12 protein-coding genes are annotated in these 14,454 nt (G+C 41.7%); 2 read left to right on the top strand and 10 right to left on the bottom strand.

What is annotated here, in order from left to right; all coding sequences use genetic code 11:
* The first annotated feature begins 31 nt into the window (after positions 1–31).
* Positions 32–3,148, top strand: coding sequence for a DNA mismatch repair protein MutS (gene mutS, locus ACT3QQ_RS01455; protein WP_444526621.1), 3,117 nt, complete (start codon positions 32–34; stop codon positions 3,146–3,148).
* Positions 3,149–3,349: 201 nt separating this feature from the next.
* On the top strand, positions 3,350–3,673 hold the full coding sequence (gene fdxA, locus ACT3QQ_RS01460; RefSeq protein WP_198326325.1) for a ferredoxin FdxA: 324 nt from the start codon (positions 3,350–3,352) through the stop codon (positions 3,671–3,673).
* 100 nt (positions 3,674–3,773) lie between these two features.
* Here fdxA and ACT3QQ_RS01465 read toward each other — a convergent pair whose 3' ends face one another.
* The 10 genes from ACT3QQ_RS01465 to ACT3QQ_RS01510 form a co-directional block, all read right to left on the bottom strand.
* On the bottom strand, positions 3,774–4,175 hold the full coding sequence (locus ACT3QQ_RS01465) for a pilin (protein WP_444526622.1): 402 nt from the start codon (positions 4,173–4,175) through the stop codon (positions 3,774–3,776).
* Between the two features lie 202 nt (positions 4,176–4,377).
* Positions 4,378–4,764 carry a prepilin-type N-terminal cleavage/methylation domain-containing protein gene (locus ACT3QQ_RS01470; RefSeq protein WP_444526623.1) on the bottom strand — a complete coding sequence of 129 codons (387 nt, stop codon included), beginning with the start codon at positions 4,762–4,764 and terminating at the stop codon, positions 4,378–4,380.
* Between the two features lie 293 nt (positions 4,765–5,057).
* Positions 5,058–5,495 (bottom strand): type IV pilin protein, encoded by a 438-nt coding sequence (locus tag ACT3QQ_RS01475; RefSeq protein WP_444526624.1) that lies wholly within the window; start codon positions 5,493–5,495, stop codon positions 5,058–5,060.
* Entirely contained in the window at positions 5,489–6,091 is a 603-nt protein-coding gene (locus ACT3QQ_RS01480; protein ID WP_444526625.1) for a prepilin-type N-terminal cleavage/methylation domain-containing protein, read from the bottom strand. Before ACT3QQ_RS01480 ends, ACT3QQ_RS01475 begins: the two co-directional genes overlap by 7 nt.
* Entirely contained in the window at positions 6,084–10,070 is a 3,987-nt protein-coding gene (locus ACT3QQ_RS01485; protein WP_444526626.1) for a PilC/PilY family type IV pilus protein, read from the bottom strand. Before ACT3QQ_RS01485 ends, ACT3QQ_RS01480 begins: the two co-directional genes overlap by 8 nt.
* Before the next feature lie 53 nt (positions 10,071–10,123).
* The gene (locus ACT3QQ_RS01490) at positions 10,124–11,053 is read right to left on the bottom strand and encodes a pilus assembly PilX family protein (protein WP_444526627.1); all 930 of its coding nucleotides are present in this window, start codon (positions 11,051–11,053) and stop codon (positions 10,124–10,126) included.
* Positions 11,054–11,097: 44 nt separating this feature from the next.
* The gene (locus tag ACT3QQ_RS01495; RefSeq protein WP_444526628.1) at positions 11,098–12,189 is read right to left on the bottom strand and encodes a PilW family protein; all 1,092 of its coding nucleotides are present in this window, start codon (positions 12,187–12,189) and stop codon (positions 11,098–11,100) included.
* Positions 12,190–12,200: 11 nt separating this feature from the next.
* Positions 12,201–12,764 (bottom strand): type IV pilus modification protein PilV, encoded by a 564-nt coding sequence (pilV, locus tag ACT3QQ_RS01500; RefSeq protein ID WP_444526629.1) that lies wholly within the window; start codon positions 12,762–12,764, stop codon positions 12,201–12,203.
* Positions 12,764–13,246 carry a pilus assembly FimT family protein gene (locus ACT3QQ_RS01505; RefSeq protein ID WP_444526630.1) on the bottom strand — a complete coding sequence of 161 codons (483 nt, stop codon included), beginning with the start codon at positions 13,244–13,246 and terminating at the stop codon, positions 12,764–12,766. Before ACT3QQ_RS01505 ends, pilV begins: the two co-directional genes overlap by 1 nt.
* A gap of 324 nt (positions 13,247–13,570) precedes the next feature.
* Positions 13,571–14,407, bottom strand: coding sequence for a ComF family protein (locus ACT3QQ_RS01510; protein WP_444526631.1), 837 nt, complete (start codon positions 14,405–14,407; stop codon positions 13,571–13,573).
* Positions 14,408–14,454: the final 47 nt, after the last annotated feature.

Raw genomic sequence — 14,454 nt, forward strand, 5'->3', positions numbered from 1 at the left:
CCACTCATTAAAGCACTATAAGAGACTCTGCATGACCGTAAAGCCACCTGTACAAGACCTTTCATCGACTTCTAATTCATCAGAAAAACCCTTATCAAAACAAGAGAGCTCTGACTGCTTAAACATAGGCGATGCTGTCTATAACCTAGCAGACCATACGCCAATGATGGTGCAATATCTAACCATGAAAGCCAACTATCCACAAGCATTGCTTCTGTACCGGATGGGTGACTTTTATGAGCTGTTCTTTGACGATGCTAAGCGTGCGGCGCAAATATTAGATATCACATTAACGCGCCGTGGTACGGATAAAGCAGGTAATACAATCGCAATGGCGGGTGTGCCATTTCATGCAGCTGATAGCTATATGGCACGATTGATCGCTGCTGGTCAGACGGTGGTTGTATGTGAACAAATTGACGAATCGTCAACTGGCAATGCTAGCAATAAATCCAATACTCCTGCGATGGGCGACAAGCAAAAGAAAGACAAAAGCAAATCTGCTGCTGGTGGCATCATGCGACGTGAAGTGGTTAAGACGCTTACAGCAGGCACTATTACTGATGATGCATTGATTGGGCCCAATCATACGCCAACTGTGGTCGCCATCGATATTGCAGTTGTAAAGACGCAAGATAATAGCCAGACCTTACAAGCAGCCGTTAGCCAGATGGATTTGGCTGCAGGTACACTGACTACCCAAACATTAATAGCAGATAGAAACGATATCGATAGTTTACAAACTCAAATGCTCACCGTATTGGCACGTTTTGCACCTAGTGAATGCATCATTAGTGAAGCACTCAGCGATAGTATTGGCGGCACTGATTCAGAGTGGCTACTGTGGTTAAGACAAAATCTGGACTGCCCTATCATAGAAGTTGCTGCCAATGACTTTCATCGTGAGCATGCCAGTGACACGCTTTGTCAACAGTTCGAAGTCCAGCGTCTCGATGGGTTAGGTATTCATGAAGCTCCATTGGCTCAATCAAGCTGTGCTGCATTGATCCACTATGCGCGTCAAACTCAGCAACGCCATGTACCACAAGTGAACCAGCTCATCGTCGAGTACAGCGATGACTACCTAATTATTGATGCCAATAGCCAGCAGAACCTTGAGCTATTTACCCCTGTTAGTAGCAACGGCACTTCTTTGATATCTGTGCTGAATCACTGTCAAACGCCGATGGGTAAGCGCTTACTTGTGCAGCAAATGAAGCGTCCACTGCGTCAGCATTCACGTATCAATATGCGTCTAGATGCGATATCTTGTTTGCTAAACTCAGAGAGTGACTCAATTGAGTCAAGTCAAAATGTGAAAGATGGCTCACTGGTGACACGTTTACGAGAAACGCTGAATACTATTGGCGATATTGAACGAATCAGCAGTCGAGTCGGGCTAATGAGCGCCAAGCCTCGTGACTTACGCAAACTCGCTGATGGTATCGCTAGTAGTGCTCAGCTTACTACTCTATTGACAGCATCGGGTATCAGCCATGAAGACGCTGGCCTGTTACCAATGCTGATGCAGCAATTGCCAGCGCAACTACCTGCTGTTCAATTCGTCGCTGAGTTAATCGAGCGTGCTATTGTCATAGAGCCACCCGCCCATACCCGTGATGGTGGAATGCTGGCGGCGGGCTTTGATGAAGAGTTTGATCGCCTCACTCACCTGCATGACCATATCCAAATAACATTGGACGAGATGGTAGAGCGAGCACGGCAAGACAACCAACTACCAAGTCTAAAAGTTGGCTTTAATAAGGTCAGTGGTTTCTATTTTGAATTGCCCAAAATGCAGGCAAAGAATGCCCCAGCCCACTTTATTCGTCGGCAAACGCTCAAAAGCAGCGAGCGCTTTATCACTGATGAGCTGAAGGAAGTCGAGACAGAATATCTAAGTGCCCAGTCCTTAGCGTTGGCTCGTGAAAAGCAGCTGTATCAGGAGCTACTAAACCAATTAAATGAGCATTTGGCTGATCTACAACAACTGAGTGCAGCTATCGCCCAAATAGACTTGCTAAGCAATTGGGCGCAGCTCGCGATGAATTGTGACTGGCAGCGTCCGATCATGGGATTAAAGACAGAAAACCATAGCTCATCAGCTGCCAGTGTTCAAACCAACATTGATATTCGTCAAGGTCGTCATGTCGTGGTCGAAGCGGCATTAAATCAAACGAACGCGCACAATAGAAATAGTGTTCCATCAGTTACAAACCACTTCGTCGCTAATGACTGTACGTTAGGTAGCACCAATGCTGATGAAGGTCATCCTGAAAGACTACTTCTTATTACTGGTCCTAATATGGGCGGAAAGTCCACCTATATGCGCCAGACCGCGCTGATTGTAATGCTCGCTCATTGTGGCAGCTTTGTGCCAGCAGCCAATGCTCATATTGGTGATATCGATCGTATCTTTACCCGTATTGGTTCAGCGGATGATTTGGCAGGTGGCAAGTCTACCTTTATGGTAGAGATGATTGAGACGGCCAATATCTTAAACCAAGCAACGAATAAGTCGCTCGTATTGATGGACGAGGTCGGACGCGGTACGGCGACCACTGATGGCTTAGCCATTGCCCACGCTTGTGTCAATCGATTAGTAGAGATTGGTTGCCTGACATTATTTGCCACCCATTATTTTGAACTGACGCAATTGGTACACAGCGATGAGGGTCACCATAACAATATTCGTAATGTCCATGTTGCCGCTAGTGAGGTCGATGGTCAGTTGTTACTACTGCATCAGATTAAAGAGGGTGCGGCAAGCTCTAGCTTTGGACTGCATGTCGCAAAGATGGCAGGTATTCCCACTCAAGTGCTAGATGATGCCAAACGCTACTTAGCCGATCATCTACAAATGGATAGTCTCAAAACAGATGACTTAGAAGCATATCATCAGAAAACCACTGATGATAAAAATGAATTAGCTAAGTCAGTAACGGATAAACGCGCAAAGGATTATAATAGCGACGCTCCAAATCACGAGATGAACCATATTGCGCAAGTGGAAGACGCAATAGATAATCCAAAACAAAATCAGCTGTTTAGCTTACAAGATGAGCTGAGTGCTATCGATCCTGATAGCCTGACGCCCAAACAAGCGCATGATATGCTATATCATCTAAAGAAAATCATTAGTCATTAAAGGGAATTGTCAAATAGTAGCAAAGGCGCTAAAATACGATTTATTTTTTCACTATTCTATATAGCCCTTATAGTTGATTGAACCTAAAAGCGCTGTAATGCGACCGAGTGTAGGTATACACCTTACTTCAAGTGAAGTTGACGCAGTAGCGCTTTTAAAAATTGACTATATCAGCCAATCTAATAACAGGTAGACCTCGCTATGACCTTTGTCGTTACAGATAACTGTATTCTTTGCAAATACACCGACTGTGTAGAAGTCTGTCCTGTGGACTGCTTTTATGAAGGCCCAAACTTCCTCGTCATCGATCCTGATGAGTGTATCGACTGCGCGCTATGCGAGCCTGAGTGTCCAGCCAATGCGATCTTCTCAGAGGACGAAGTGCCAAAAGATCAAGAGATGTTCACTCAGCTCAACGAAGAGCTGGCACAAAAATGGCCAAACATCACTGAGATGAAAGGGCAAATGCCAGAAGCAGCTAAGTGGGATGGGGTTGAAGGTAAGATTCAGTATTTAGAGAAGTAGACAACTCTTCGAAACGGTTTAATTTATTAAGCCAATAAAAAACCACCTAACCGTATATCGCCATTAGGTGGTTTTTTATTAATTTGTAAGATACATATAATCAAGATAATACACGGCAAGATGAACCATTTGGAAGGTCACATTCTATACGTGCATCTGAAGGAGGCTTTGCTATAGCTATTATTTTCTGCTGAGTAGCTGTTGTCCAGCCTGTCGCATCAGTAATAGATTGGCATGCGCTCAATATAGGTGCAGCTGGCAAAGAAGTATTATCTTGATCGTTGATTAGATAAAATACATTATTACTATAACTTTTAGCTTCTGAGAGACACGCTGCTTGCTTAGCACTACTCACATATGACTGATAACTAGGTATGGCTATAGTGGCAAGTATACCGATTATAGCAACGGTTACTATTAACTCTATCAGAGTATAGCCAGATTGAGCAGCATTACCGTATGATGCATGATGATTTTGGAACGCTGGCTGGTAGGGTTTCATAGCATTATCGCCAACGATGGGTTCATAGATTATGATGCAGATAGTGTGCCAGTTCAAATTAAGCTAACCTCAAACGCGCAAAAGCCAAACAGTATGTTTGGCTTTTTGATATTAAGCGTAACGCTTTGTAAGCTAGTGATCTTGCACAATATGATGTGAGCTGGGCTAAAAGCTTAACCTACGCTTGCTAATTCTATTTAGATTATGGCGCAGCGGCTGCTTGTAAGCTACAAGCGCCAGTTTCTGCATTACATGATGTCTTTTGAGTTTTTGCTGCTGTACCACTTGCTGTTGGAGTAAACACGATAGCTCCTGTAAATGCAGTAAGGCGTGTAGCAGCAGTTTCATTTGTAATACCCTCTGGGGAAACTGATAAACAAGCAGACGGAGTATATTGTGAAATATCTTCACCCGTTGCTTTATCTGCTACTGAGATCCCTATATATGACTTAGCTTCAGCTAAGCAGGCATTGTTAGCTGAGCGTTGAGTATAGTCCTGATATGCAGGAATAGCGATTGCAGCCAAAATACCGATAATAGCAACAACGATCATTAGTTCGATTAGGGTAAAACCTTTTTGAGTGTTCATAGACATGTCCTTTAGGATAATTCGTCAGTAGATGATTTATCTAGCTAACAGTTATAAATATGATTTTCTTAATTATAACTGCTGCATATAGCATGCCAAAACCATCATTTGAAAGAAATATATTAGCTAAGTATTCGATTACTATCATCATTTGAATTTAATAACTAACTTTTCGATAATAGCTGACGGCAATTGTTACGTTTACCCTACTATATATTGCCAATTTATGTCATTTTCGATAGTAGATAGTTAATTAGACTGACACTTTTTGTCAATCAGTCTAATATCTATGCCTATTTCCACTCATCATCCATACCACATTTATCATCTCTACATTTTAACCCACGATAGTCAAAAGTTAGATCGCCATCACTTGCCATCCGTGTGCCTGCAATGGGTGTTGCTATAACAGTCCATTCAGAAGTCAATGGATTTGGGTCAAAGCTGATTGTATAAAGTGCTGTACCTTGGCTTGGGAAGCTGCCACCTAAATCAGTAATTAACGCATTACTATAGCGACCTTGTGCCAGCTTGCGACTCTCGATAGTAGCCGCGATGTTTTGTAGCTCGCTCATGGTATCAGCACGATGCCCTTTCTCTATATAGCCCTGATAGCTGGGATAAGCAATAGCAGCTATGATGCCGATAATAGCCACTACGATGAGTAGCTCTATTAGTGTAAAGCCACTCGCTTTATGTCTATATCTATGCTTATTTATCACCGTTACCATACCTGAGCATCGCTACCACAATTGTTTGATTTGAAAGTGAGATTTTCTGTAGTCATACACCTAACTCCCATGCTAGTCAGGAGAATCTTCTTTCCGTTTTTGATATAACGTTCAGTATTGGGTACTGCTACCATTTTCCATGTACGTCCTGTCATATTATCCACACCTGGCGCAGTCACTAGACTCTGAGGCTCATCGGCTGGCGCTCCATCGACTAGAGTAATGCGATAAGTATAATCATCGCCACTACCTACAGGAATATTGATAATCGTATCATCTTCATCTGCATAGCTATAATCAGTATCGCCATCACCATCTACGGTTTGTGGAATAAAACCCTTGTAAGTCAATGCACTAGCACGCCAGCGCTCTAACTCTAATTGCAATTGTAGCATCTTAGCTTGGGTGTCACGTTCAGCATTGATGATAACGTAACGGCGATAGCTAGGTACGGCTATAGCGGCCAAAATGGCTAAAATGACAACAACAATTATTACCTCAATAAGTGTAAACCCCTTTTGATTAGCTGGGTTTCGGTAACGGCCTGCTAATAAGCTACTTAAGAAATGTTGCACACGGTTACTATACCTAGTCATTAATTGACTCCGATAGCTGCTCATACCATCTAGTCGTAAATAATCGATAGTTCATATCAATAATATTACCACCGCCTGAACCACTAGAATTTTCATTATCAGCATTAGTGCTTGAGCCAGCACAACTACCGCCAGGGCAAGTGGTATCTAGTCCTGATGTATTGTTTGCTGCCCAAGCGCCGCCGAAGTCGATGCGGTTATCTGAGTCGACTAACTCACTGAATGACTGAGTGCCTAGCATGATACGTGTCGTAGGATTCTCTGGATTGAATGCGCCAAATGCCAACTCTTGAATCCCTTTACCTGCGCGTACAAACCCAGCAGTACCATTTAATGAATTGTCCGTTTTTGTCGTGTCTTCTTGCTCGCAAATACCATAAGGTAGACAGTATATTTGACGCTCTGAACCACCAACGATCTGGGCAGCACAACCACTGGTTTCATCATATTTCATCTCTGGGCTATATGCAGTCATATAATAATGCCCACCAATAGCCATGCCATCACCCATAGACTTAACGTTTTTAACTTTACTATTACCATCAAACTGACTTAACGGATAAAACCAACCCTGCGAAGTAGCCACATTTGGTCGCATAGCTGCTTTTACCCCTGACTTAGTTACACTCGCGTTATTTTGGTTAAATGGTAGCTCAGTCAACTCATCTGAAGTAAGATTTTGAGTCGCCAGTGTGACATTGCTATCCTCACCGTATAGTCCTGGACTGGCGATGTCGCGATCGATAATACCAAATAGTCGATCGGACTCATTAGGTATGTCATTACGCAAACGCGATATTGGGTTACTTCTGTCACCAGAGGCAATATTTACTAATGCAAATAGGACGCTATTATCTTTGTAAAAACTCACAGATGGCTGACCATAGAACCGGCGCTGTAGCCCTCTCTCTACTAGCGTACCTGAATTACCATCTAATACTTTTACGATACGACGGGTAAAGTTGTTGATACCTGTACTACCGCTAATAGCCTGTCCATTACGCAAATCTACGCGGAATAACTGACCCCCTAAATCACCAAAATACAGATGATCAATCATGCCATCATCGTCACGGTCTAAAGTTGTGATCTTACCTACCACACTGTGCTTCATTGCTGGCACTTGAATATGCTTGCCAGAAGCGCCTGATGATCGACCTGATATCGACCAGATCACATCACCTGTCTTGGCATCAGTGATATAGACAGCATTACCATCAGCCATTTCTTTGTTACAACCTACAAATGCATTGTCAGACGCATCAAGACGGAATGTCGGGTCTTCATAGCACTCATCATAACCACCACCAAATATAATCACATCTTTGATACTATTTATGCCTGTGCCAACTCTGATCTTACCTGATACTGGCTCACTCCACACTTTACCTAATGCTTGATAATCACCAGTTGCAGCGAGACTAAAGAGCATTTTTGGACTGTCTAGGTTGCTAACATCTAGGCCATACAATCCTTTACCACCTTGACGCAGACCACCATAGGCATAAACTTTGTCAGCAACGATTTTACCAGACGATTCAGATGTGGTAGAGCTAAAGTCATACTTATAGCTACCTTGTACTGACCACGGTGCATCAACACCAAACACAGGTGCATTGACGACAGTCCCTTCAGGTTGCAATGCTTCAATTTGTTCGTTGAGGATAGTTTTCGGAATGAATGCCAAGCTTTCTTGCCCACTATCTGCAGAAGCAATGTGCAAGGCGCCTTCCATCGAGCCAAACATCACATAGTCATCTCGGCTACTCTCATCGGTCGCCACCATGCCTGCATCGGCATCTACTTCACCATCGCCATCAGCGTCTTTGTCGTTTGCGTTGATATTGGCTCCATAAGAGATGAGCGTCGGTCTGGAGTGAATAACACCGCCTAGCACTTTTACATCACCTAGTGGATTGGCAATGATATTCTGAAGTGCTGTCTGCACATCGCCTGTATCATTTATACGATCTGCCTCAGTCTGAGTCGGTTTGGCATCATATCCTAGAAAGCTGAGTAAGTATAATTTACTTAAAGTGGTGTATGACTCATCAAGGTTCCCAAACCCTTGTAGTATACCGTTCGTGACGCCTACTTTAAGGAGTTGTTTTTTGCTACCCACAGTGTTTTCGACGTAAACATTTCGAGTAGTATTGTCACTGGTTTTTGGTGTTTTTAATTGAGCATAAAAGCCACCCGCTGCGATTCTATTGTTTACATTGATACTGACGCCGGCATCGTTCACAATAGTTTCGTTTTGTTTGCTCCAAATATCTTGAGCGTCTGGGTTTAAATCATCAGGGAAGCCATCACCATCTTCATCAATATATAATCTTCTATTATCCTGTCCAAATAATGTAGCTTGCTTGACATGGTACTTTTTCAGGTTACCTGACCATATTGCTGCGTCACTGCCTACCTTTGGCTCAAGCATTGGCAGATAAGCATAGGGCTTCACGCCCAAACTATTAAGCGGATCTGCAGGTACCGTGATAGTACCTGCAGGAGTACTTGGTAAGTCTGCCTTTAGATCCTCAATAACCGATAGCACACTGCCGACGATGTCTTTAGTGTCTTTAGCAAAATAAAAGCCACCTTGTCCATAGCCACCGACGCTATCATAGATGCCAGATTCCATTCCTAAGTTACAAGCATTACGTGCATCGGGGTTGCTTGTAGATATTGCAGAACAGTCATAGAATTTTTTTTCATAATTGTATGGTGCACCATCGCTGTCTGTAAACTTATTGAGTGTGATACTCTTAACCTGATAATTATCTTCATCATCAACTGCACTAAAAGCTTCGCCAAAACCGACCATCGCTGTAGTTACATTTCGTTTAGTACGTAGCTGTTTGGCAAACTCGCCCATACACTCCCATCTGCTATCCTCGCTATCACCCTCCAACAGTCCTCCTGAACTAGGACAAGATGGTGCCGAGGTATTTAAAGCGGTACCCATCATGTTCTTTAGCGCCGTCTCATTATCCATATTACTAGGAAAACCATCAGTCAGCAGATAAACACCTTCTGCACCGCACTGCTGAGTCTCTGGCGCAATATATGATTTATTAGTACCATTCCCACTAACGATATCATTATCAGAAGTATCCATCATTCCACTGTAGGAGTTATAGCTATAACCTCCTAGCGTACTGTTACCAAGCATATAAGCGCCCGCTTCAGTAAATGCTGTGGCTAACGGGGTACCGCCCGAGGGACTCAACCCTTTTAAGAATTCTCTAATTTTATATTTTTGAGTGACATCTAGAGGTTTAGCTGGGACTATGATCCGACCCTGCTTGTTATCACCATAACCGAAAGCACCTACACCCATGATAATATCTTCATTGATACTCTCAAATTCAAGTAACTCTATCATCGCCAGTTTCAGCTTTGACATACGGTCATATACTTTTTCCGTGCCTTTTAGACAATACTCTAAGCGAATACCATTTGGACTTTCAACTATAGGATTATATATGTCAGAATATACATCGTTGGAGCTATCACTCATGATACATACTTGACCATCCGCTCCTACTAATTCTGGCGCTGTATACCGTGTATATGTGTATCCGACATACGTCTTATCAGATGGTATATTGCTACGGTTAGGATAGTAGTAGTAAGTGTAATCATATTGATAATAGTTGCATCCCCTACTTCTATTACAAACTCTTGTATAAGCCTCATATACGGTTCTCCTCTCATATTGCTCATCATCCTGAAAGCTTACACTCCCACCCATACTGCCTGACTTATCCAGCATCAGAGTCAGCGTCGGCTTGTTTGATTCGCTACTAGGTTGATATATAGTCAGATCGCCAAGCTTGTTATAGCTTGCATTGCCACTGCTATCATAAGAGGTACCGGCGTGGGTTGTTACTGATGATACCATGAGCGCACTTACTGCCAACGTGATAGCAGCAGGACGAAACTGTGGTGATGAGGCAAAGGTCGATCGAATGAGTTTCATGTTGAGCTCCTGCTCTATACTAATTATAAATATGGCCGACATTAACTTACCAACTAAGCTATATTACCGCTCAGCGTTAAACCCAACAAATCCTGACAATCTTGAGAAATTGTTCCATCACCTTCACCATAACCTTCATCTATACAGTTTTCTGAGTTTACATCATTCTCTAGTTTTGCTTCTTTAACCAGCACCTTAGCGGGCACACCGATCTTAGCCAAGCATTGATTACGGGTCTCACCAAAATACGTATTCTGAGTAGCATCATCTTCATCAACTCCAGCTACAAATGACGCAGCATTTTCGCTAGGTTTTTTGAGACACTCAGTAATCTCTGAATCTGATACGTTTGATAGTGCTGGCAAAAACGACGTGGAATGTATTCGGAAGCTTGGTGAGCTACTAGTTGCATCGTCTGAATTGATAGTCATCTCTAGTGGCACATTTCCAAAAGGTGTCACAGGCAATGACTGTGTATTAGGTCTGGTGACTGAAACCTGAGTCATAACGTTTTGACGGGCATTGACAAAGTCACTAGCTTGACTAGGCCGACAAAAGCCTCCTGATAAATCTGCTCCACCTATTAACTTGCTTTGTCCAGATGCAGTTATGACAGTCGCTTCAGACATTTTAAAAAAATAGTTTTGACGTGGACGATAACAAAAAATAATTTGGTCACCACGGTTTGAAGTAGCTCCAGTATTCAAAAAATAACCAAAAAATCCAAGCGATCCAAGGATATTAGCTTTTTCACTATTGTAATCTGGGTCATTAATGATATTTTCAACGTTTTTATTCGCAGTGTCTGAAGTATTCAAAAGTAGAGTGTCAACCTGTTCGCTAGTTGCAAGACGTAACGACGTCATACTATTCCGTACAGCAATGACACCTACAACGATAATTAATAGCAGAAACATGAGAACCACGATTAACGTAGCACCACCTTGTGAAGTCGATAACTGACGGTTAGGATGTTTATTCATAGTATTATTACCAAGGCGAGAGCGATTTACACATTAGGTGCTATTTATTCATCTACAATATTTCTTAATGTCACATATGACTCTACTACTGTACGCAAGTACTTTTTACTCAAACTACTATTCATATTAAGTTTTTTGCCTAATACGATAAATTCAGATGAGCCTTCCTCATTCAACGTTGCATTATCAGAACGCAAAATCAAACCGTACTTTATACCTACAACTGGTGGTTGATCATCTAGGTCTAAAGCCAAGTAATCTTTTACCGTATAATACTGTAGCTGACTGCCCTTTCTAGTCGACAACAATATATCGAAGTAATCCACATGAGTCATAACCTCTTGACCAGCATCGCCAAAATCTCTAATTGAATTATTTGCAGTAAATTCAACAGATTTGGATAGCTTTTCATCTGGCCTGCTTTGCTCAGTATAATCATCCATTATTTCGGTAATATACTTTCCTGCATCACAATACAAAGAGAGCTCTGTAGGTTTTGCTGCGTCAGGTGCCTTTATGTAGAAACGCTCTACAATAATCTGGCCGTCAATGACTTCCTTTACTCCACCTATAGTGACCTTTCTTGGGCCTAGCGCCAACTTACCTTCACAGTCATACATGTCTTGTGGCGCACGGTACTGTATGGTCAGCTGACTACTTTTCGAGCTCATATTGCTCGCTCCAGACCATTCATTTTTCTCCGTACTTACCGTTTGATCACTAGTACGAGTTAATAAGGCCACTTTTACAGGGGAGCCGTTTAAAGTAATGTTTTTGGGTACTTTTGGATCACCACCTAAGTCTTTGGGATTACGAAAATTATCTAATGCATTGTTTCCTTCTTCATCTTCTAACGCATTATCAGCACTGGTTAGTATGATGCCTGAACCAGGCTGATCGGCTGCAATTTTATCTGCTAAGCCCAAATTTGCAAGACGGGCTTTTCTTTCTATTATAGGTAAATTAAAGGCAGCATCTTCGACTAACTCTGAGGCGCTTGTTTGTATGCCTGCTGTTTTCGCATTGATCATATAGACTTGTACTGCAGCAGCAGATACGAGCAGACCTAAAAACAGCGATACCATGAGTTCTATTAATGTAAATCCCATTTGGCGTTTTGAATAATTCTGAAGCATTGAGATTCTCATTAATAGGCCTCCACTATCAAACAGTGAGACCCTGCTTTGTAAGAACCATTACTATCTCCACAAGCATTATCTTCATTGTCGTCTAAAACAGGTATTGTCATCCCCCACGAAGTAATAATGCATTGTCTAGCGTTTATATCAGCCATATCTGGGCAAGCTGTCATATTTAGCATGATGTCTTGCTCACAGCCTAAGTTGGCTGCTTGCCATGTGTTCAATGCTGCTATTTCTTCCGGACCACAAGCATCTGATTTGCAGCTATTTTGATCAAAACCGCTGCTTGCTTCTGCCACTTTTGCACAATACTCGGTGATATTGTTTGTACCTTGATTCAAAGTGTTTAACTCTGTCATAAAGTCATCAGTAGCTAAAGTGTTCAATCGCATGTTTTCTGATAGCTGTTTTGACATACTCATAGCACGACTACGTACTAGGCTTTCGTCTGTAGCACTTAACGCATTTATTTGCAAAGCGCTAAAGCCTAAAACAGCAACAGCTAATAATAACAAGGCTACCATCACCTCAATTAAGCCGACTCCCTTTTGAGTATTCAACCTAATCATTAACACGTTCCTCCAATTGCAGTACTTATACTAGCTACTTCATTGACAAAAACTTGTATTGCAGTAGATGAATTTTTATCGTCACAAATAGTATAGGTTATTTCATTAGCACGCTTACTTGGTCTAAATATTACTGTTGTCGTCGATTCATCCGTTTTTATATTGCTGTTACCACTATAGCCATAGCTTGCAATTTCAACTGAGTTATCACTCTCTATAATCAAGGTATGAGTGTCAGTATCAACATTTAATTCCATTGGCTGACGACGAATAACACTCTCAACTTTAGCTTCTTTTAATGCATTAGCAAGCGTAGCCGCCGTCGATTTAACCCGCTGGTTTGCAAGTTGGGTACTAATATTCGGCGCCGCAATACCTACAATAATGGCAAGAACAGCAATGGTTACCATTAGTTCAATCAAGGTAAAACCTGAACTTGTATTTTTTAACTTAGGTGATAATTTGTTCAAAGATGCGTTCACATCATGTTCCTATTTAAAACTGCAATTATCTGTCTTTTACTTATGACGTATTGATTATGATTATCTTATGCTTCTGTCTGACTAATATAACTTTCTACATATATTTCTCTAGTGATATGCAATTTTCATTCCATGATATCTAGCTAACATTAGCTAGTAAAACCTACAGACAGTATCTAATGCACCTGATTTATAAACTAATTTCCTAAAAAATGATTTCGACATCCAGCTCAGAATAACAAATTAGTATACATATCTATAACAATATAGCGTTAGGAAATATATTAGCAATAATTAGATATTACTGACAAAGATATATTGGGTTTATGATTTGCTACCATGCGCTAATACGTAAGCAGAAATTTGATAACTATTATGGCTGCTATCAGTTGTTGATTTTACTGCTGTAGGTGAAATGAACGCTCGCGCTACAGCTTGTAAGCTCGCACCTGTGGTAGATACGTCATCAAATAGTATTAAGTGTTTTGTAGGAGGGTTTTCGATTAGCGCAAAGGCGTTGTTTAAGTTACTAAGGCGTTCGGCACGAGTCAGTCCTTGCTGGCTCACTGTATCATCAATACGCTTAACACCTTGCCATAAAGGAATTTGCCAATGTTTAGACAATTGGGCAGATAAAATACTAACAGGATCGAACCCGCGTTTGACCAATCGTTGACTTGTCGTTGGCATAGCAACAATCACGCTGTTATTGCGATGACAACCGTATGGACGCGGTAATTGACGTATAGCATGTAATAATAACGGCAATTTTGTCATATCCTCTTGATGCTTAAATGCTCGGATAGCTTGACGTATTGGATACTCATAGTAAGTAGAGGCTTGAATAGATAGAGATATACTAGGAGCGATATCAACTTCAAAAGGTCTTGGTAACCAAGTGATATCGTTGTGACAGTGAGCACAAAGTAAACCACTGCTCAAATAGCTGTTCGCTTGATGAATGATATCAGTAAGAAAAGAGTGTTTCTTTAAGGCTATCCGTGTGGGCGGCTTACCCCTTATACCCTGTAGGCTAGACGGCGCTTGATGCTGCAGTAGTTGAGATTGTGGTGTACTATGATAAATACGGCATAGTTGGCAGCGCATATCTATATACTCTGCCAACCATAGTCCAGTTTGATAAGGCGCTAAACGGCGCATAAATTATTATTTGTCATAACTTTTAATAAATTTCACCTATATTAGCG

The organism is Psychrobacter sp. AOP7-A1-24 (genome assembly GCF_052376235.1).
Taxonomy (GTDB): Bacteria; Pseudomonadota; Gammaproteobacteria; order Pseudomonadales; family Moraxellaceae; genus Psychrobacter.